The sequence below is a fragment of the Methylocaldum sp. 14B genome (assembly GCF_002005105.1).
GTDB lineage: Bacteria > Pseudomonadota > Gammaproteobacteria > Methylococcales > Methylococcaceae > Methylocaldum.
In genome coordinates, this window is the sequence record NZ_MSCV01000012.1 from 129,518 (window position 1) to 151,313 (window position 21,796).

A 21,796-nucleotide genomic window follows, 5' to 3' on the forward strand; every position below is an offset into this window, starting at 1 on the left:
CGGATCAATCGGTTGCGGGCCGGCTGGCTGGCACCGAACCGCGGAGTAGGTCGGGAATCCCTTCCAATCGCAAACGGTGTCTCCAATCGCAAACGATCGGTTCGGGAGCACCGAACCGATCCTTCCAGGAGCGCCGGAGCCACCCTTCCAATCGCAAACGGGCCTTTAATCGGCCCCTTCCAATCGCAAACGGTCGCGTTAATCGCGACCCTTCCCGACGGGATTTGTCGGCAAAGGATTGCCGACCTACCACCCGATACACCGGGCAAGGCGCTCGGAAGAAGTCACATCCAGCGGTGCCCTTCCTCGATTCCCCCGCCTTCATGTTGCGAATCCGTAAAGTCGTTCAGCGAAAAAGCTACAGCCGGGGCAGCTTGCAATCATCTGCGACTTAAGGTTTTGAAAAAAAACACAGCACGCAAATGTAATCCAAAACAAAGACTTAGTTGATGCGCGGGAGCCGTGCGTTGAGTTTTTTCAAAAAATTTCATCGGTGTCACACAAACTTAACTTGGTTGTAAAAAAGCGACATTAAAGTCTGTCTCGCCTTCAAAGGGACGGAAGAAAACCGCAGTGCGGTTCAAGTTGCGGCCGGGGAGCAGGAGCCCGGTCCAGGAGGGTTGCTAGGACAAAGCCACACTCGTCGCGAGGCGGGGCCGGAAAGCCACGGGTCTTGATTTCAAGACAGCCGGGTTGCCACACAAGCGTTGATGGCAACCCGGCTTTTTTTGTTTTCGGTGCCTGAAAAACGGCACAAAAAAGCCGGTCGCCGAAAAGCGACCGGCGAAAACGGCCCTGCAGATAAACCTTGAGAAGACGTCTGCAAGGTATTTTCAACCGCGATTTTAGACGAGGCATGGAAATGAACAAACTGAAAGCGATTACCGCCGGCGTGATGCTGGCTTTGGGCGCCACCGGCGCGGAAGCGTCCATTAACAGCGGCCTGTATCCGAACGTGGGCGAATTGTTCGTGTCGATTTTCGATCCCGACGCGAACGGCGGCCTGGGGCGTACCTACTTCCGCGATCTCGACGTTCCCCTCACTGACGTGCTGAACGCCGGTTCGAATTGGACTTTCAACGTCAATCTGGCCGCGGACGCCAATTATGCCGGCTTCGCCGGTCAGACCGATCTTCAGTACAACATCGCCGCCGTGTACACCCTCGACGAGGGTTTCGCCAATATCGATCAATGGGGCTTTTTGGCCACCGGGTCTTCGTTCAACGGCGGCTTCGGTAACGTAGCCGGCACTATTAGCGTCATTCAGAACTATATCAGCGAACTGAACACCGCTCTGGGCGGCAACGTGTCGGGCGTCGTGGATAACGGATTGCCGCAGTCCTGGGACGACGGTAACTGGGGTCCGTTGATGGGTGGTTCTCCCAGCGTGTTTGCTTCCACGGCCGGCGGCGTCGACCTGGCAACGCTTTTCTTCCACGTGACCAATAACACCGGCGACGACAGCGACGGCATCGTCAATCAGATTGCCGGGCGCTGGCTGCTGTCGAGCAACGGCACCCTGGAATTCGGCCCGGCCGGCACCTCTCCGGTACCGGTTCCCGCGGCGATCTATCTGCTGGGCTCCGCTCTGGCCGGCTTGACCCTGGTCAGCCGCCGCGGCCAGAAAGCGTAATCTCCCAAATATCCTTAACGGAGAAAATTCGATGAAATTCAATCGTTTGTCTGTCGCCATGGCGGCAACGGCGCTGCTCGGCGCCGGCGAAGCCTTCGCTCTCGCTCCCGGCGCGGCCGTGGATATCGAAATCTGGGCATCCGGCGCCACCGCACAGGACAAGGGCGTGGAAGCGCTTTTTTCCGAACTGTGCGTGGCCGGATCTCTGGACATCTACCGCGACAACGCCAACGCATCCAAGCCGGGGGCGCAGCACTCGGCCTATTTCTGCACTCTCGACTCCACCAAGGTGACCGGCCTCAGCACCGTCAACCCGAACGTGTTGTTCCACAAACGTTCGCAGGGCGGCTCGGCGCAGGGCGTAACGCCCCTGATCCTCGATCAGGCGATCACGCACATGCAGATCAATAACGGCAACTGCAGCAAGACCGCCCCCGACTCCTTCTATCGCTGCACGCTCGCCAATGCGGGCGACACCATTCTGCACGAGTCCGATCTGGGCGTCAGCGACGTCAATCCGGATTTGTTCCGTGGGGCTAACGCGCCCATCGAGGGTGGCGTGAAGCAGCCGAACGTTACGACCAGCCAGGTCTCCAGCTTGCTGGACGTGACTCCGGCCGCGGGCCTGGTGTTCGGCATCCCGGTAACGCTGTCTCTCTATACCGCCCTGCAGGACGCGCAGATGGACCAGGGCCGGATCCCCGCAGGCTGCGCGCTGGGCGATGACAGCAATCCCGATTGCATGCCCAGCCTCAGCTCCGAGCAAGTGGCTTCGCTGCTGGCCGGCAAGGTGCAGAACTGGAATCGATTCAAGGTTCAGGTCGGTGGCGCTTCCTCTGACTTCTTCACCAGCTATTCCGGCGGCATGGGGCTGACCGACAACAAGGTGGCGATCTGCCGCCGCGTCGACGGTTCCGGTACCCAGGCGCAAGCGAACGCGGTATTCCTGAACAACCCGTGCATGGCCAGCGCGGTCCTTCCGGTGGCTTCCAGCAATGCGCTGAGCGGACCGATCGTGCCGTCGACCAACCTCGCCCTGAACGGCATCGGCCAGTCGGGTTCCGGGGACGTGGACAACTGCCTGGCCGATTTCAACGACGGCACCAACACCGGCGGCGGCAATTCCGGCAACAGCAAGCGCTGGGCGATCGGCATACAGAGCCTGGAAAAGAACTCCGGCAAGGATAAGAACGGCAATTCCATCGCTCGCAAGAACTACCGCTTCGTGAAGATCGACGGTGCCGCGCCCACGCTGGCCGAGGTGGCTGCCGGCCGCTACCCGGATTGGGTTGAGCAGACCTTCCAGTGGCGCAAGGCTTCGGTCGGCGGCCCGACGGGAGACGTGCTGACGATCCTGCAGAAGGTCGCTCAGGACGCCAGCAAGCCGTCGATCGTGAAAGACCTGAACGTGGAGTTCAATCATCCGTTCGGCCAGTCGGGCTTCCTGGCTCTCAGCACCAACGGCACCAACGCCCAGACCTTCCCGTTCGATGCGGCCAACAATCCGACGATCAACCTGACCCATAAACAGGGTGCTTCGCTGGATAACTGCCGCGCGCCTGTCGTCAACACCACCAGCGGTAAGAACCTGTTGGATCTGTAAAGGACAAGGGACCGGCTGGGAGGCCTGAAGGGCCGCGGGCCATTCGGCTCGCGGCCAAGGCAGGGAAGGGGGATGGGGCTTTTCGCCCATCCCCCGCTTGCGTTTGTGCGGCGAGCGATCGAAGACAGGCCTAACGGGTGTTTTCGGTCCGGCGAGCCGCGATTGCGAAGGTGCCCCGCAGGGGCGGATAGAAGAAGTAGAAAAACCTTGTTTATACGTTTTCCGAATTCGAGCTTGCCGAAGATAAGCTGCACGTCCTTGTTTGTGCTTCTCTTGTCGGGGTTCGGCGAAGCCTGGGCGGAACCGCCCGGCGCCGGCACCGCCGCGCCCGATGCGGCGACAGACGTTCCGGCGGAACAGCCGATTTTCGACGTCATGGAATACCTGGTCGAGGGAAATACCGTGCTGGAATCGAAGACCGTCGAAAAGACGGTCTACCCCTTTCTTGGGCCGGGCAAGAGCATCGACGACGTGGAGAAGGCTCGGGAGGCGCTCGAAGCGGCATACCACAAAGCCGGCTTTCAGACGGTTTTGGTGGATATTCCGGAACAGGACGTCGATCAGGGCATCGTTCGGCTCCATGTGACGGAAGGACAGGTGGAGCGGCTCAAGATCACCGGATCGCGATATTACTCTCTCGGAACGATCAGAGAGGGCGTGCCGGCACTCGCAAAAGGGGAGATTCCCAATATGCCGGCGGTGCAGGGCCAGCTCGCAAAACTGGGGGGCGAATCGCCGGACCGGGAGATCACGCCGATCCTCCGCGCGGGATCGACGCCGGGCAAGCTGGAAGTGGAGTTGCAGGTGAAGGACCGATTACCGCTGCACGGCAGCGTGGAGATGAACGGCCGCAATAGCGAGGGCACGAGCCGTTCCCGGCTGATCGCCTCGCTGCGTTACGACAATCTCTGGCAGCGCTTCCATAGCGCGTCCCTGCAATACCAAGTAAGTCCCGAAAACTACGACGAAGTGGAAGTGTGGGCCGGAACCTACGTGTTGCCCACCGGAATCGCCGATACCCGGCTGGCACTGTATGGCGTCGGCATCAGTTCCAACACTCAGATCGCCACCGCGGGAGCTTTGTCGGTAGTGGGTACCGGCAACATTTTCGGCTTGCGCGTGGTGAAACCGCTAGAGCCGCTCGACGGCTATTTTCACAGCCTCACTTTCGGATTCGACTACAAGGAATTCAATCAGGGCCTGAGCCTGGTGGGGCAGGATCAGCAGAACACGCCCATCACCTACGCTCCCTTTACCTTGAGCTACGACGGCACGTGGCGGGACGAGTCCGCCGTGACCGCCATGAGCCTTGCCTCCCATTTTTCCGTCCGCGGACTCGGAAACGAGCAGAAGGAATTCGAGGACAAGCGCTTCGGCGCCCGAGCGAATTATCTGTACTTCACGGCCGATTTGAGACACGAGCGGGAGCTTCCGCTCGGCTTGCGGTTCCTCGCCAAGGGGGCCGGGCAGGTAACCGACTCGCCCCTCATCAGCAACGAGCAGTTCGCGGTGGGCGGACCGCAGAGCGTCCGGGGTTACTACCAAACCCAGCAGTTGGGCGACCATGGCGTGAACCTGTCGGTCGAACTGCAAAGCCCGGCGCTGATCGCGGAAGGATGGGGTTTCACGCATCAGCTGCGGGCGCTGGCGTTTTTCGACTGGGCCTATCTGTGGATCGTCGATCCGCTTCCGGCCAATCCGAGCTTTTATCGGCTTGCGTCCGCCGGCGCGGGTTTGAGGCTTCGGATGTTTCAGCATGTGACGGGCGAGCTGGATTGGGGGTATCCGCTGTATTCGCAGGGCACGGTGGACGTGGGCGAACAGCGGGTGGATTTTCGCGTGGCCTACGAGTTCTGATTCCTAGGCAGTACCACGGGCGCAAGTATCGAGGTAAAGAGGATGTCTGTTAAGAACCGGAATAAACCCGAGAATAAGACGATTGCCCTGAAGCCGCTCGCTGCCGCGGTGCGGGCATGCATGGCGAGCGGTATCTTGCTTAGCGCAAGCCCGCCGCCGGTCCATGCCGAGCTGCCGGTCGCCGCCGACGTATGGGCGGCCCTGGGAAACGCCACCCGCAGCGTGAATGGCGGCACGATGGTGATCAACCAGTTGACGGACAAAGCCATTCTTGACTGGAAGAGTTTCAACATCGGCGCGGAGAATGCCGTTCACTTCAATCAGCCGGCCGCTACCTCGGTGGCCCTGAACCGCATCCATCAAAACGACCCCAGCCGCATTTTCGGTGCCCTGACGGCCAACGGGCAGATTTATCTCGTTAACAAGAACGGCTTCGTATTCGGCAAGAACGCCCAAGTCAACGTCAATTCGCTGGTTGCCACCACGCTCAACATCAGCGAGGACGTATTCAAGCGCGGCATTACCAAGGCGTTCGACCAGGACGGAACCGCCGCGCTGCAAGCGGGCGGCGAGACTTATCTCAAGGACGCGCAAGGCCGTTTCGTCTTCGACCAGAACGGTGAAAAAGTCAAAATCCAAATCTTCGTCCAGCCGGGCGCTCAATTGAAAACCAATGCTCCCGGCGGGCGGATCATCATTGCCGCGCCGTCGGTGGTGAACCAGGGGGCGATCGAGACCCCGGACGGCCAGACGATCCTGGCGGCGGCTAAGGACAAGGTGTATCTGCAGGAAGCCGATCCCGATTCCGGCATCCGAGGGCTTCTGGTGGAGGTTGAGACCGGGGGTGACGTCAAGAACGTCGGCAAGATCATCACGGAAAGAGGCAATGCCACCCTGATCGGTTTTGCCGTCAATCAAGAAGGCCGGGTATCGGCTACCACCTCGGTCAGTCTGAACGGGTCGGTACGCTTGCTGGCGCGGGAGGGCCACCAAACCGTTGAAAGCGGAGGCAGAAAGCTGTTGCGCCCGATGAGCACGGCCCGCGTCCAGGATCTCGGGGACGGACTTGGGACACGAGCTACGGTAGAGCTGGGACCGAACAGTGTTACGGAGGTGATTCCGGACTCGGATAAGTCGAAAACCGCCGTGGACGCCCAGCCCCAGGCACGCTCGAAAATCGAGATCAGCGGCAGCAAGATCGTGCTTCGCAAGGATTCGACGGTTTACGCCCCGGCGGGAGAGATCGAGCTAACCGCTACGAAAAGTCCGGCCACGCCGCTGGTAGCCGGGGTCGAGAACGACAGCCGGATATACATGGAGTCGGGAAGCCGCATCGATGCTTCCGGCCTGAGAGACGTTTCCCTTCCGATGGAGCGAAACGTGGCGGAGGTGGAGTTGCGCTCTTTCGAGCTGCGGGACTCGCCGTTGCAGAAAAACGGGATACTGAAAGGCAAGACCGTGCGTGTGGATATCCGCGATCCGATCAAGATCGCCGATATTTCGGGAGCCTTGGCCCGCATCGAACGGAATATCGACGAGCGCAGCACCGCCGGCGGAACGATCCGAATCCGCTCGGAGGGCGACGTGATCGTCAAACCCGGCGCGGTGCTGGACTATTCGGGCGGCTCGGTCTCGTATCGCGACGGCTACATCAGCACTACCAAACTGATTTCGCAGGGCCGGCTATACGATATCGGCGAAGCGGATCCGAACCGCATTTACGACGGCGTGTTCGGAGAAGTGATCAAGGTTTACGAAAAGTGGGGCATTACCCGCCGCTGGTCGATTCCGGGGCCGCTCGGTCTCGGCCGCTTCGAGGCGGGCTACGTGGAGGGAAAGCCCGGCGGAGCTCTGGAACTGAGCGGCTACCGCGTGGCGCTGGACGGAGTACTGCGCGGAGAGACGGTCGACGGCCGATTGCAGCGCACCGTCGGGAAGCGGGTGCCGGGAAGTTCCTTGACGATCGACGTAGGCATCGGCCAGGGGCGGCAGGCGGTCGTCTTTGCCGGTGACCACATCGTTCGCGATATCGGCGAGAAAGATGAGTTTCCGAAGAGCGGGTCGGGCAGCGAAAACATCCCCGCGCCCCTGGTGCTGGACACCGGCGCCCTGGCGAATTCGGAGTCCCGGCATGTGGCCGTGAAAAGCAGTCGGGGAATCACGATACAGGACGACGCCCGTCTGGCGCTTCCGGCCGGCGGCAGCCTCAAGCTTACAGGGGACCGAATCGACGTAGCCGGCGAGATTGGCATCCCCTCCGGATCGATCAGTCTCGAATCTCTCGGGAGCGCGGGGACACCGACGTCCGGCGAGGTCACGCTGGCCTCCGGCGCGGCGATCGATGCACGGGGAGCATGGGTGAACGATACGCCCGATCTTCCGGGAAGCAACCGCTTTTCTCCGATTGCCATAGACGGCGGAACGGTGGCGATCAAGACCAGGGAAGGGGATCTGGTATTGGAGGCCGGCAGCCGAATCGACGTGAGCGGCGGGGCTTGGCTGGATGCGGACGGCCGCCTTACCGCCGGCCGGGGAGGCGATATCAGTCTGGCCGCGACCGGTTTGAACGGCGCGAGTCTGGTCTTGGACGGGGATTTGCGTGGATTCGGCATCGACCGGAGCGGCACCCTGAGCCTGACCACCAACGAGATCGCCATCGGCGACGGGCCGGTGGTTCCGCATGCCGGTTCCGTGTTGAAGCCGCTGGTGCTGCCGTCCGATTTTTTCCAGCGAGGCGGGTTTACGGATTACCGGCTGACGTCGAACGTGTTCGGCATAACCGTCACCCCGGGGCTGGTCCATCCCTTGGTGCGCACACTGGAGTTGGGGAAGGGATTCGAGTCGCTGCCCGACGGCGGGGATTTGGCCGTGTACAGCCGCATCGTGGAGTTGCCGGAATTTCTCCGCCCCGCCGCTATCCTGAGCCTGGCGGTCGATCAGGCGAATACTTACGACAGCAAGGAATGGCTGACCGTTCAACGCGGCGCCGAAATTCGCACCGATGCGGGCGGAAAAGTGGCCTTGGCTTCGGATACGGGGATTGCCCTCGGCGGCACGATAGACGCCCCTTCGGGTGAAATCTCGCTCCGAATCACCAAACCGAACGTAGATCGGGGCTTCAACGACTCCCAGGCGATCTGGCTGGAGACCGGGAGCCGGTTGCTGGCGCGCGGCGCTTTCAAGCCGGAGCTGGATCCTCTCGGGCTTCGCAAGGGCGAACTGCTGCCCGGCGGCAAAATCAGTCTCGTCGCCGGCCGCGGCTATATTCTCGCGCAGGAGGATTCGCTGATCGATGCCTCGGGCTCTTCCCGCACGCTGGATATTCTCGAAAGAACGAGCGGCGGCCTGGGCCTTGAAATCACTCCCCGGCTGGTCGCTTCGCGCGGCGGCACGGTGAACCTGACCGCAGCCGAGGGCATTCTCTGGGACGGCTCTTTCCGCGCGGCATCAGGCGGCGCAAACGCCGGCGGCGGCAGTCTCAATATCGAGCTGGATAAACGTCTACGCCTCAAAGCGCGGGACATCGGGGGGGGGCCGTTCCCGGACGATGGTCCGAATTCCGACCAAGAGCTTCCCATCCCTCGTGTCATCGAGGTCTCCGCATCGGATCGGACCCTGATTCCCGACGGTCTCGCTCCGGGCGCCAAAATCCCGGATCGGTTCTACGCACAGGCCTTGGTCGAGAGCGCTCAGATACAAGACGGGGGATTCGCTTCCGTCAGGCTGAGATCCAACGGTGACGGCAATGTCGGAGAAATACGGTTTTCCGGGGACGTTTCCCTGGCAGCCGAGCGGCAAATCGTGCTCGATGCGCCCAAGATTTCCTGGCAGCGGGAGGATTCGACGGATGCCGGACGGGTCGTACTTGAAGCCGCCTATGCGGCGCTGGGGTCCACCGATAGCCGCGTGGTTCCGGCGGCGACTTCCGGCGCCGGCGCTCTCGCCATCAATGCGCAAGCCATCGACTTGATCGGAGGTGCGAGTCTCCAGGGCTTTTCCGGCGCGAACCTGAACAGCTCGGGTGATATACGCGCTAGAGGCATCATTACGAATGCCAACGCCCAGCGTGACTACAAGGGCGAGTTCCGGATCGCCGGCGATCTGGAGCTGCGCGCCGCGCAGATCTATCCGGCGACCCTCACCGATTATGCGATCCGGGTCGAGGATGCGCCGGGCGCCACCATACGAATCGAGTCGTCGGGGCGCGCTTCTTCCCCCGTGTTCTCGGCGGGAGGCAGCCTGACTATCAACGCGCCCAACATCATCAGCTCGGGAGTGTTGAAAGCGCCCTTCGGCACGTTGACGCTCGACGCCGACGATTTGCTCGAACTGACCAGCGGAAGCCTCGCCTCGGTTTCCGGCGAAGGATTGATCGTTCCTTTCGGCCGGACGCAAGGCGGTCTCGATTGGATTTTTCCCCTAGCCGAGAATAACAACCGCGTGTTCGGCTTGGAACGTGACCTGCAACAGGGTACCGAGCTGCTGCCGGAAAAGCGGATCAATCTGAGAGGCCGCCAGGTCGCTCTCCAGGAAGGCGCCACCGTGGACATTTCCGGCAGCGGCGATCTCTATGCCTTCGAATTCGTCAAGGGACAAGGGGGTTCCGTCGACTGGCTGAATCCGGGCGACCCGGGGTTCCTGGACGGCAGTTTCGCCTATAGGCCGTCGTTTGCGGTGATTCCCGGTCTTAACGGACTCATGACTCCTTATGATCCCATCGAATTTCCGGGCTCCGGCCTGACGGTCGGGGACAGCGTTTACCTCGCCGGGGGATCGGGCCTGCCGGAAGGCCACTACACACTGCTGCCCGCCCATTACGCCTTGCTGCCCGGCGCCTACCTGATCTCGCCGGAGCCGGGAACGCAGGACGTCACGCCGGGTTCGGTCGCGCGCAGGCTCGACGGCGTACCCATCGTCGCCGGGCAATGGGAGGCGGCGGGAACGGCCATCCGCGACTCCCGCTGGAGCGGATTCGCCGTGGAGACCGGCGACATCGCCAGAACACGCTCCGAATATCAGGAGTATCTGGCTAACGAGTTCTTCGAGGAGAAAGCCGCAGCCGAAGAAAAGCCGGTACCGGACTTGCCCGCTTCCGCGGGTACCGTCGCCGTGTTCGCGGAGGCCAGCCTGTCTTTACGCGGGACGGTTCTGGCGTCTTCGTCCTCGGGAGGGCTCGGCGGGCGTCTGGATATCGGCGCCGACCGGCTGGCGGTGGTGGGGCGCCGCGAGGACCTCGCGGCGATCGGAGAAGGCTATGTCGGTTTGGTCGCCGAGGAACTCAATGACCTGAACGTCGGAAGTATCATGTTGGGCGGTTCCCGGAGCCGGGAAAACACGGGAAGAAGGCTCTCTGTCAATTCGCGCTCGGTGATCGTTGGCAGCGGGGCGCGGCTGAGCGGACAGGAACTCCTTCTCGCCGCACGGGAAAATCTGACTATCGCACAAGGTGCGGCGGTGGAGAGCGTCGGCAAAACGGAATCGTCGGGCGAAACCCTGCTGGTGAGCAACGATCCGAAGACCGGAGCTGCGGACAGCAACGGCGCCTTGGTCCGGGTATCGTCGTCGGGTCTTGCGACGGTCACGAGGGACAAGGCCGTCAGCGGAGCCCGCGGGACTTTGACGGTCGAAGCCGGAGCCCTCCTCAAGTCTTCCGGTTCGATTCTCCTGGACTCCACCAAGGACACCGTGTTCCACGGAACCGTCGAAATTCCCGGAGGAGACTTAGAGTTCCGCGCCGGCGCGATCAGCTTGGGCGAGGCTCCTGCCGGTACGGGCGGTTTGGTCCTGTCGTCCGGGCAGGTGAGCGCCCTGGGCGCGAACAACCTGATTCTGACCAGTCGCTCGGACGTCAATATTTACGACGGCGTTTCCGTCGGTCTGAAGCGGCTTACCATCGATGCCGCAGCATTGCGGGGCTTCGCCGAGGTATCCGACGAAGCAAGGATTTCGGCGGAGGCGATCACTCTGGCCAATACTTCCTCCCCGGCGACTGCCGGAGCGGGAAACGGGGAGGGGACGCTGACGCTGGATGCCGCAAACATCACGCTGGGCGGCGGAAACTTCGCGCTGTCCGGATTTCGGCAGGTCGCTCTCAACGCCGCGGAAAACCTCGGCGGGCAGGGAGAGGGAAAATATTCGGCGGACGGCGACCTCGTTCTCGCGGCCGGCCGGATCACCGGGGCGTCGGGATCGACGACGACGATCGATGCGAGCGGTCACACCGTGGCAGTCCGGACGACCGGCAACGTTCCCGATTCCACTTCGGCGCCGCTGGGCGCGGCCTGGTCGATTACCGCCGACGCGATCGTGCAGCAAGGCCGTTTCGATTTGCCGGGCGGCGCATTGGATCTCATCGCCTTGACCGGCGATATCTTGGTGGGAGCCGGCTCGAGTATCGACCTTTCCGGACGAAGCGTGAAATTCGATGATCAGGTCCGGTTCGCTCCGGCCGGTCGGCTGAATCTGGTCGCGAACTCGGGGAATATCGATTTCGCTTCGGGAGCATCGGTCAATCTGGCGGGGGCCGTAGGCGGCGGCGATGCCGGCCTCCTGAACATACGGGCACCGCACGGAACCTTCCGCTGGGAAGGGCAGGTCACCGCGGGTGCGGCCGACGGTTACCGGCAGGGCTCGTTGATGCTGGATGAGATGGACTTCGGGCCCGGCGGATTCTCGGCGCTCAATGCTCATCTGCGCGATGGGGGTTTTGCCGATGAAATCGACCTGCGTCAGCGTAGCGGCGACGTCGCGATCGGCGGGGGCGATGTTGTCCTTGCCCGCCGGTTCAGCCTGCGGGCGGACGAGGGCGCGGTCGATATCTCGGGCGAGATCGACGCGTCCGGAACGGAAGGCGGGGAGATCGAGATCGCGGCCCGCAACGGGATCGTGCTCGGTGGCGGCGCCCGTCTACGAGCCGCCGCGCATGGCGAAGGCGAGCGCGGCGGCCGCGTGACGCTGGATACGGTGCATCCCGACGACGCGGGATCGGGCCTGCTCGACTTGTCCGCGTCCGGCGGCTTGATCGACGTCTCGGGCGGCAGCGGCGGCGCCGGCGGATTCGTGCATCTTCGCACCGGGCGCGACGCGGGAGGGAACGTCGCCGTGACGGACATCCGCACGAAAATCACGGGTGCGTCGCAGGCGGATCTGGAAGCGACATGGGTATTCGAGGGTGAAACCGTCATCGATGAGGCGCGAATCCAGTTTTTCCAGAACGACGTCAACACCTTCATGGCCTCTGCGCCCGCGTTGGTAAACGAATCCGGGGCGGCGATCGAGCTAACTCCTGGGGTGGAAGTGCGCGGAGCGAACCTGAAGCTCGTGTCGACCTGGGATTTCGCCTCGGACTATCCATCGTGGCATCCGGACGGCATTCCCGGTTACCTCACTCTCAACGCGACCGGCGGCAACCTCGATATCAACGCTTCGCTGACCGATGCCTTCGCGCTCGGTTCGGTGCTTCCCGGAGTACTTCCCGATTATCAGGACTTTCTGCAGCCCGGTCTCTCGTGGAGCTACCGCCTGACCGCCGCGAATAACATCAATCTGGCGGCCAATCAGGTGGTTCGCACGGGCACCGGCACCATCACGCTGGAAGCGGGAGGCGATATCGTGTTCGAGGAAGGAGCCACCGACTCTGATCGCGCCGCGGCGGTCTATACCGTCGGCCGTCCGACCGATGGGGATTCGGACGATCCGGCGGCCGATCGGCGCTACGGCTCGATGGACGATTTGCTGGTGGCGCTAGGATTCTATGCGGAATATCCGGTCGACGGCGGCGATATCGCGATCAAAGCCGGCGGCAACATCAAGGGCGCCGCTACCGGCCAATTGATGACCGATTGGCTGGTGCGGACCGGCGACTGGAGTCGTCGGAACGACCACACCGAGGAACGGCCGACCATGTGGGGCATCAATCTGAGCGGGGATCCCGACGCACCGGATAGCCGGTTTTTCAATCAGAACGTCGGCGCCCTGGGCGGGGGCAACGTCCGGGTCAGCGCCGGGGGCAGCGTGGAGAATCTGTCGGTCATGGTTCCCACGACCGGCAAGCCGGTGGGGCAACGTGCAAGCCCGGACGACCCTGTCAACTTCCTGACGAACGAGTTCGTGGTTCAGGGGGGCGGCAATATCGATGTTTCGGCCGGCAAGGATCTCCTGGGCGGCGTCTATTTCACCGGTCTTGGCGAGGGGCGCATGCGGGCCGGCGGCAATTTCGGGATCGGGGCGAACGGTCTCGCTCCGGTAGTGGCGCTGGGGTCCTCCCAATTCGAGCTTTCCGCCCGGCAGAATCTCACCTTGGGCGCGGCCTTCAATCCGACGGTTCTGGAACAAATCAAGAAGCCGGATATTTCGGGAATCGAAAGCTATTTCTTCACTTACAGCGATGCCAGTGCGATCGATTTGTCGTCCGTCGGCGGCAAGGTGACGCTGCAGAACGATACCGACCGGCTGGCCCTGGGGAGCTTGACGTCGGAGAGCAAATTCGCCGCGTCGATTTATCCGGGGACGCTCAAGGCCACCGCCTTTTCCGGCGATATTTCGATCGAGCGTTCGTTCAAGATGTATCCCGCTGCGCGGGGACAGCTTGAGCTCCTCGCCGCCAATAACATAAGCACCGGGGCGGGAGGGGGGTTCGTCGACATCAACATGTCCGACGCCGATCCAGCGCTTCTCCCGAATCCGCAAATTCCGGCATCCGTGATGTCCGGCAGTGACACCACGGCGGACGCCCGGTTCGATCCGCGCGGACGCGCCGAGCTCATTCACGCAGCCGTGCCGGTCCATGCGTCCGATACGGTTCCGGTGCGGGTCGTCGCGGAGCACGGGAATATTGCGTTCCGACGCGGCAACGAGCTCCGCTTGTACACGCCGAAAGCTGCGGTCATCAAGGCCGGGGGGGATATACGCGATTTCACCTTCAAGGGGCAGAATCTGAGGGACGACGATATCACCGTCATTCACGCCGGACGGGATATTCGGTTCAGGTCCCCGCGCAATCCCGTCGGCGGATTGGCGAACGTAGACTACCAGATTGAATTGGCGGGTCCCGGCGAGTTGCAACTGCTCGCCGGGAGAAGCATCGATCTCGGGTCGTCGAACGGCGTTTCCACCATCGGCGGATTGTTCAACCCGGCCTTGGGCAGCGGCGGCGCGAACATCATCGTGCAGACCGGATTGGCCGGAAAAATGGACGTCGAAGCGTTTATGGCGCGTTATCTGGATTCCGGGAGCTACAAGCTGGACATCGGCGGACGAGATCCCGAAGCTTCGCTGGCCTACTTCAAGACCCTGCCCATCGAGCGTCAACGGCGCGAGCTGCTGAAAATTCTCTTCAACGAAATTCGCCAATCCGCCTCCGCGGCGGCGGCCGAGAGCGACGAAGCCAAACGCGCACGGCAGTACAAGAGAGGTTTCGACGCGATTCAAACGCTATTCCCGGATAAGGAATACCAAGGCGATCTGAAACTGTTCTTCAGCAAGATCAAGACGCTAGATGGCGGCGACATCGATATTACCGTTCCGGGCGGGCTGGTGAACGCCGGTCTGGCGGTGGCGTTTACCGGTGCCAAGGACGCAAGCGAACTCGGCATCGTCGTGCAGCGCGAGGGGGACTTGAACGCTTTCGTCAAAGGAGATTTCCAGGTCAATGAGTCGCGCGTTTTTACCATGGACGGCGGCGACATCGTGATCTGGTCGGCCGAAGGCGACATCGACGCCGGGCGGGGGGCGAAAGCCGCTATTTCAGCACCGCCTCCTATTACGACCTTCGACGAGGAAGGAAACCAAAAAACGATATTCCCTCCCATCGTGTCGGGCAGCGGCATCCAGGCGATCGTCAGCACGCCAGACAAACCCGAGGGATCGGTCATTCTGGCAGCGCCGAAAGGCGTGGTGAATGCGGGCGAGGCGGGCATCCGCGGCGGCCAGGTCGTCATCGCGGCCACCGCGGTTATTGGTGCCTCGAATATCCAGGCGTCCCAGGGAACGGTTGGCGTTCCCACGGCCCCTCCCCCTCCGGTTGTACCGGCAGGAGTCGACAATTCTGCAACCGGCGCTGCCAAACAGGCTACGGACCAGGCCAATGTCGGCGGTTCGGGCGATGGCCAGCAGGCTCAATCCGGCCAGGCCAAGTCCGGGCTGAGCGTGATTACTACGGAAGTCATCGGCTTCGGCAACTGCAGCGTGGGCGACGTGAGGGATGGCAAGGCGGGCTGCAGTTGATCTCCGATCCAGGGATATCGACGGGTGATTTTCCGCTCCAGGTGCCTGAATTCGGCATCCCGATCGGGGCGAAATCGTCACGTATCTGAAACATTGATGTAACACAATACATGCTTTCAAAATCAGTAAATACAAGAACTTACATGAAAGTGAGGGTCTACGCTCTGGCCTTGGGGTTGGTGCTCGTTCCGAGCATCGTTCACGCCTGGTGGAACGACGCCTGGTCGTCGCGCAAACAGATTTCGCTGGACGGCGGAGCTACCGGCGCGGATATCCAGGAGACCTTGGCCGAGTTCCCGGTGCTGGTCCGCCTGCATACCGGAAACTTCGCCTACTTCATGGACCTGGCCGAAAACGGCAAGGATATTCGCTTCATGGCGGACGATAAGACGCCTTTGAAGTATCACGTCGAGAAGTTCGACGCGATCAACGAGATGGCCCTGGTCTGGGTCAAGGCGCCGCAGTTCCGCGGCGGGATCAGCACCGATTCGATCTGGATGTATTACGGCAACGCCGAAGCGCCGGATGGCGGCGACGCGAACGGGACGTACGACGTGCATCAGGCGCTGGTGTTGCATTTCGACGAGACGGACCCGATGCCAAAGGACGCCACCGCCTACGGCAACCATGCGGCGGATTCCAAGGCCGCGCCGGAACCGGCGGGCTGGATCGGTGCAGCGGCCAAATTCACCGGAGCGGGCGGCATTGCGATCAATGCCAATCCGGCTCTGCAACTTTCGCCCGATAAAGGCTGGACCTTTTCCGCCTGGCTGAAGATCGATCAGGCCCAGTCGAATGCTTACGTCTTGCACGCTGGGGAAGGCGAGAACGCGCTGGAGCTATCGGTTCGGGACACCGGTCTGGTCGCGAAATATGCGAACAACGGCCAAGGGGTCGAGACGCCTCCCGCGCCGTTGCAACTCGGCAAGTGGCAGCACATCGCCGTGGTTCTGCGGACGGACAAGCTGGAACTGTACCTGGACGGCAACAAGGCGGGCGAGTCGCCGGCTTCGGCGGGGCCGATGAATCCGATGGTGACCTTGGGCGCCGGCGCCGCAGGCGATAGCCTCATCGGCTTTCTGGACGAAGTTCAGATTGCCAACACGGCGCGTACCGCCGACTGGATCAAGCTCTTGGCGCGCAGCCAAAGCGCCGATTTCAACGTTCTCGGTTTTGGCCAGGACGAATCCAAGCAAGGGGCGGGCGGTCCCAATTATTTCGTCATCATCCTGCAAAGTCTGACCGTCGACGGCTGGGTGGTGATCGCCCTGTGCGGCGTCATGTTCGTGATCAGCGCCCTGGTGATGGTCACCAAGGGGCTGGCTATCTCCAGGGCCAATAAGGACAACCGCGCCTTCCTCGACCAATACCGGAACATGGACGCTTCCGCCGATCCCGGAGCGCTGGATCAGGAAGAAACCGAGGAGGAGAAGGAACTCGGCGAATCGGATTTTCTTGCCGCGGTGGTGGGCAAGCACGATCACTTCCAGAGTTCTCCCGTCTACCACGTCTACCACGCGGGGGTTCAGGAGCTCAAAAAGCGCTTCGGCACTTTGGCCAACCAACCCTTGACCGACGAGGCGCTCAACGTTCTGCGGGCGCGGCTCGACGCGGCGGTGGTGCGCGAGGGGCAAAAGCTCAACCGCAATATGGTATTGCTCACTATCGCCATCTCCGGCGGCCCGTTCTTGGGCCTGTTGGGTACCGTGCTCGGGGTGATGATCACCTTCGCCGTGATCGCCGCCACAGGCGATGTCAACATCAACTCCATTGCACCCGGTATCTCCGGCGCGCTGCTCGCCACCGTCGCGGGTCTCGCCGTCGCTATCCCGGCCCTGTTCGGCTACAACTACCTGCTCACCCAAATCAAGGACCTCACCGCGGAGATGCGGGTGTTCACCGACGAGTTTCTGGCCATGGTGTCGGAGCGCCTGGCCGAGCGTCACCGCGGGGGATAAGCCATGAAAGTCGAATCCGAAGAGAAGGTCTACGACGACATCAACATCACGCCCATGCTGGACGTGGCCTACGTGCTGCTGCTGATCTTCATCATCATGACCACCGCCACGGTACAAGGCATCACCGTCAACCTGCCCAAGGCCAGCGCCACGCCCGCTCTGTCCAAGCCGAAGACCAAGGCGATTTCGATTACCCAGGACGGCACCATTTACCTGGACACCTATCCGGTCAGCCTCCAGGAGCTCGAAACCCGTCTGTCGCAGTACAAGGCGGCCACGCCGGACCTTCCGGTGGTGCTCAAGGCCGATGCCGCCATCCAGTATGAAAAGGTCATCGACGTGCTGGACGTGGTCACGCGCCTGCAGATCAGCCAGCTCGGCCTGGTGACGCAGAAACTGGTGAAGTAAGCCTCGTCTCCGTCGCCCGCCATGAGCAAGAAAACTTGGCTTCGCTATCTGCCGCTCGGGATCGGCGGGGTTCTGATCGTCGTGATCGCGGTGGCGGTTTTTTTTCTGAAGGACCTTTTCGAAAAGCCGGTGCAGACCAAGAAACAGGTCCAGCAGATCACCGTGATCCAACCGCCCCCGCCACCTCCGCCGCCCCCGCCCGAGGAAAAGCCGCCGGAGCCGGAGATCAAGGAGGAGAAGATCGAAGAACCGGAACCGGAGCCCGAGCCGGAACCCGAGCAGCAAGCGGATGAACCGCCTCCCGGCGAGGATCTGGGCGTCGACGCCGAGGGTGCCGCCGGGTCCGACGCTTTCGGGCTGGTCGGCAAGAAAGGCGGAAGGGGGCTCATCGGGGGAGGCGGCGGCAACGCCATCATCTGGTACGGCCAGCAGTTGCAGCGCCAGATCGCGGACGAACTGCGGGAGAAGCTGAGCCAGAGCAAGGCGCGGAACAAGAAGATTTCGGTGATTGCGAATATCTGGATCGGCGCCGACGGAAGCGTTTCCCGTGCCGAACTGGCCTCTTCCAGCGGGGACGGCGATGTGGACGAAGCCTTGCGTTCGGCTTTGGGGACACTCCGCTCCAGGCTCAAAGCTCCTCCGGAGAACATGCCGCAGCCGGTGAAGATCCGCATCCGCTCCTAAAACAGACTCAGAAATAACACGACTTGGGGAATTCCATGAAAGCAGACCGCAAGCTGCTCGCCGCGCCTTTGGCCTTGATTTTGGCGTCCACCGCGGCGGCGGGAGAAAAAGAAGAACTGCTGAAGCTCAAGAACACCACGCTCAATTTGATCGACATCCTGGTGCAGCAGGGAATCATCGACAAATCGAAAGCGGAGGACATGATCAAGCAGGCGGAAACCAAGGCTGCAGCGGAAGCCAAGGCGGAAGCCGCGAAGGAAGAGCAGGTCGCTGCAAAACAGGGTAATCCGGACAAGGGCAAGCCGGGACCGGTACGGGTGACCTACGTCCCTGATTTCGTGAAGGACGAGATTCGCGCCGAGGTGAGCAAGGAACTGCGCGACGAAGTGGTAAAGGAAGTCAAGTCCCAGGCCAAGACGGAAAAATGGGGCGTGCCGGCGGCTCTGCCGGATTGGGTGAACCGGTTCAAGTTGTCGGGCGATTTTCGCGTGCGTTTCGAGGATCAGTTATTTGCGGACGACAATCAGGAAGGCAGTTATCTTAACTGGCCGGTCATCAATGAAGATGGCGGCATCACTGCTGCGGGAGAGGATGCCTTCCTGAATACCACGGTCGACCGGCAGCGTTACCGAATTCGCGTGCGCCTTGGACTGGAGGCGCAAATCGCCGATCACTTCAAAGCTGGCATTCGCCTGGCCACCAGCAACGATCGCAGCCCGATTTCCATCAACCAAACCTTGGGACAATACGGGAAACAGTATGAGGTGGCGCTGGATCGGGCCTTTCTTCAATACGACCACGTGGACGGAAAGGGAACGGACTGGTTTACCGTATGGGCCGGGCGTTTCGCCAATCCATGGCTTTCCACGGACAACCTGTTCGACCCGGACCTCAGTTTCGAAGGTTTCGCCGGCACGTTCCGCCTGCCTATCGGACCCAAGGCAGAGCTTGCCCAGGACTTCTTCAGGTCGGGGCCTCAGTACCGTCAAATCAATATGGGATTTTCGACGCCTAACACGGCCTTCCTGACCTTGGGCGCCTTTCCCTTGCAGGAAATCGAATTGGAATCTCAGGACAAGTGGCTGTGGGCGGCACAAAGCGGCCTGGATTGGCTTTTCGGTACCAACACTCGGGTGAAGGCGGGCGTTGCCTATTACGACTACAAGAATATCGTGGCGCAGCCCAATGCGCTCGGTAGCCGCAGGAATGATTGGACGGCGCCGGAATTCTTCACCAAGGGCAATAGTTTGGCTGCGATACGCAGTCCCGGTAATGATCCAGACGGGTGCGCGGTCAATGAAATCGTTTGTCTGGTTGGCCTTGCATCCGACTTTAATATCGTAGATGCAATGTTTGCCCTGGATTACGGTGGCTTCGGCGAAAACCACGTGATGTTCACTGCCAATTACTCGGAGAACATCGGCTTTGATGAAAAGGAAATCCTGAAACGTACCGGAGAAACCATCAAGCCCAAGACTACCGCCTTTCAGGTCCGTCTCGACGTGGGCCGGCCGGAAATCCGTAAATTCGGCGACTGGAGCACTTTCTTCGCATACAAGTATCTCGAGCGAGATTCGGTACTGGATGCGTTCACGGACTCCAATTTCCACTTGGCCGGGACCGATGCGAAAGGATGGATGGCCGGCATGGTATATGGCTTGGCGAAAAACACTTGGGCCAATATCCGCTGGCTCTCGGCCGACGAAATCGACGGTCCTCCGTTCGGGGTCGACGTGCTGCTGGTGGACTTGAACGCGCGGTTCTAATTCCATTCGGCATTCGATAGAACATTCATCGTAGGATGGGTAGAGCGAAGCGAAATCCATCGATGGCGGGTTAGCCCCTCGGCTCCGCGTAACCCACCGACCCTTCGACTTGGCTCAGGACAGGTCCGCGGGTGCTCGGCGGGTTACGGCCTCGCGGCCTAACCCACCCTACAAAACAATTCCTGATTGAAAGCGATTTGGAATAAAACATCGAGATCGAGTCATGAGCCCATTCGACATGCGTTCGCTTTTCTTGATTCGGCGGACGAAAAACGCCGTCCTTTTTCTGTTGCTGTGGTGCGCCGTGGTTGGCCCTTCGGCAGTACACGCCCAGGCGCCCAAGCAAGACAGTGCTGCGGCTCAAGCCTTGCGCAAGGCGCAGGGCATGCTGCGCCAGTTGAGCCAGGAGAAGACGGCTTTGGAAGGGGAAAAGAGCGCCTTGCTGGACCAGGTCGGAAAGCTTGAAGACAAGATCAAGCAACTCGAAGGATTGGAGAGTGTGGTCCAGCAGCAGAAGGCCAGTCTCGATAACTTGAGAGCCGGTAACGAATCGCTGCAGGGGCGCATCCATCAGGATTCCGAACGCATTCGCGGCCTCAACGAGCGTTTGCGCGCTGCGGTCGGCCAGTTGAAGAAATACCAGCAGGACAATGCGCTTCTGGTCGGCGCGGTGGCCGAGCGATCCCGATGGATTGAGGCGTGCACGGAGAAAAACCAAGGCTTGTACCAAGCAAACCGCGAATTGCTGGACAAGTATCAAGGCAAGGGATTTTGGGATGCGCTCACCGAAGGCGAACCCTTTACCCAAATCAGTTCGGTGAAGGCCGAAAACGAAGCTCAGGAGTTCCAATTCAAACTCGAAGACCTCCAGGTCACGCCTTGGCAGGAAGCCGGCGTGGCCGTTTCGGAAACAAGCCCGGCCGCAAGTGAGAATGCGCCGCCGCCCGATGAGGAGGAGGACGAAGAGTGAACGGAAACGGGCGCATACGACTCGGCCGGACGGCACGCCAGGGTTTGGCGGGCCTACCGGGATAGAGGCTCCATATAGTTCGAAAATCCCTTCCCGATCAAATGGGTGCCGACCTTCCGGCCCACCCAGGCGATGTACCAATGCCGTTAGAGCGTTTTCCATCCCGGTGTACGGATTCGTGCCAGGAGGGGAGAACGTAGGTCGGCAATCCCTTCCCAATCGCAAACGGTCGCTTTAGTCGCGACCCTTCCAATCGCAAACGGCCTGGCCGGGAGCGCCGGCCACGCCCTTCCCGAAGACACCGTTTGCGATTGGAATGCCGGGGTCCAGACGCTACGGATGGCAGAGGCCTCTCACTTCCTTGTGCACTGGATTCATGCCGCACAGTCCCTGTGCGGCACCCTACGGGCGCTTCGCGTGCAAATCGGCCTCGCCACGCTACGCCGTCCCGCTTCGCTCGCGAGTCCTGGGCAGTCCTTCCCTGGCCTGCCCGCTCGCCGCATTGCGCCTCGCCCTGCCGATTTGTCCGGCACAAATTTGCCAGGAGCAAATTTGGACGTGCGGAGCACGGTCCGTAGGACGAACCCCAGGGATGGGGTGAGCAATCCCTGCCGGAAGGGGCGTTCTGGCGCTCCCAGAACGACCGTTTGCGATTGGAAGGACGGCTTAACTTAACGGCACTGGGCGATGTAC

At 61.4% G+C, this 21,796-nt stretch carries 9 protein-coding genes and 1 riboswitch; all 9 genes read left to right on the top strand.

What is annotated here, in order from left to right; all coding sequences use genetic code 11:
• Positions 1-623: 623 nt before the first annotated feature.
• A riboswitch (cyclic di-GMP riboswitch) is annotated at positions 624-701 on the top strand.
• Positions 702-862: 161 nt separating this feature from the next.
• Positions 863-1,633, top strand: coding sequence for a VPLPA-CTERM sorting domain-containing protein (locus B2A78_RS11165; RefSeq protein WP_143735148.1), 771 nt, complete (start codon positions 863-865; stop codon positions 1,631-1,633).
• A 31-nt stretch (positions 1,634-1,664) separates the two neighbouring features.
• Positions 1,665-3,236 carry a hypothetical protein gene (locus B2A78_RS11170; protein ID WP_077730067.1) on the top strand — a complete coding sequence of 524 codons (1,572 nt, stop codon included), beginning with the start codon at positions 1,665-1,667 and terminating at the stop codon, positions 3,234-3,236.
• A gap of 234 nt (positions 3,237-3,470) precedes the next feature.
• On the top strand, positions 3,471-5,093 hold the full coding sequence (locus tag B2A78_RS11175) for a ShlB/FhaC/HecB family hemolysin secretion/activation protein (RefSeq protein ID WP_240502485.1): 1,623 nt from the start codon (positions 3,471-3,473) through the stop codon (positions 5,091-5,093).
• A 42-nt stretch (positions 5,094-5,135) separates the two neighbouring features.
• Positions 5,136-15,317, top strand: a complete 10,182-nt coding sequence (locus tag B2A78_RS11180; RefSeq protein ID WP_077730069.1) for a filamentous haemagglutinin family protein — start codon at positions 5,136-5,138, stop codon at positions 15,315-15,317.
• A gap of 143 nt (positions 15,318-15,460) precedes the next feature.
• Positions 15,461-17,275 carry a DUF2341 domain-containing protein gene (locus B2A78_RS11185; RefSeq protein WP_077730070.1) on the top strand — a complete coding sequence of 605 codons (1,815 nt, stop codon included), beginning with the start codon at positions 15,461-15,463 and terminating at the stop codon, positions 17,273-17,275.
• 3 nt (positions 17,276-17,278) lie between these two features.
• Complete coding sequence (locus tag B2A78_RS11190; protein ID WP_077730071.1) at positions 17,279-17,683, top strand: biopolymer transporter ExbD; 405 nt, start codon at positions 17,279-17,281, stop codon at positions 17,681-17,683.
• A gap of 21 nt (positions 17,684-17,704) precedes the next feature.
• Positions 17,705-18,367: an energy transducer TonB gene (locus tag B2A78_RS11195; protein ID WP_077730072.1), complete on the top strand. Its 663-nt coding sequence runs from the start codon at positions 17,705-17,707 to the stop codon at positions 18,365-18,367.
• 35 nt (positions 18,368-18,402) lie between these two features.
• The gene (locus tag B2A78_RS11200; protein WP_077730073.1) at positions 18,403-20,133 is read left to right on the top strand and encodes a putative porin; all 1,731 of its coding nucleotides are present in this window, start codon (positions 18,403-18,405) and stop codon (positions 20,131-20,133) included.
• 223 nt (positions 20,134-20,356) lie between these two features.
• On the top strand, positions 20,357-21,103 hold the full coding sequence (locus tag B2A78_RS11205; protein WP_077730074.1) for a hypothetical protein: 747 nt from the start codon (positions 20,357-20,359) through the stop codon (positions 21,101-21,103).
• The last annotated feature ends 693 nt before the right edge of the window (positions 21,104-21,796 follow it).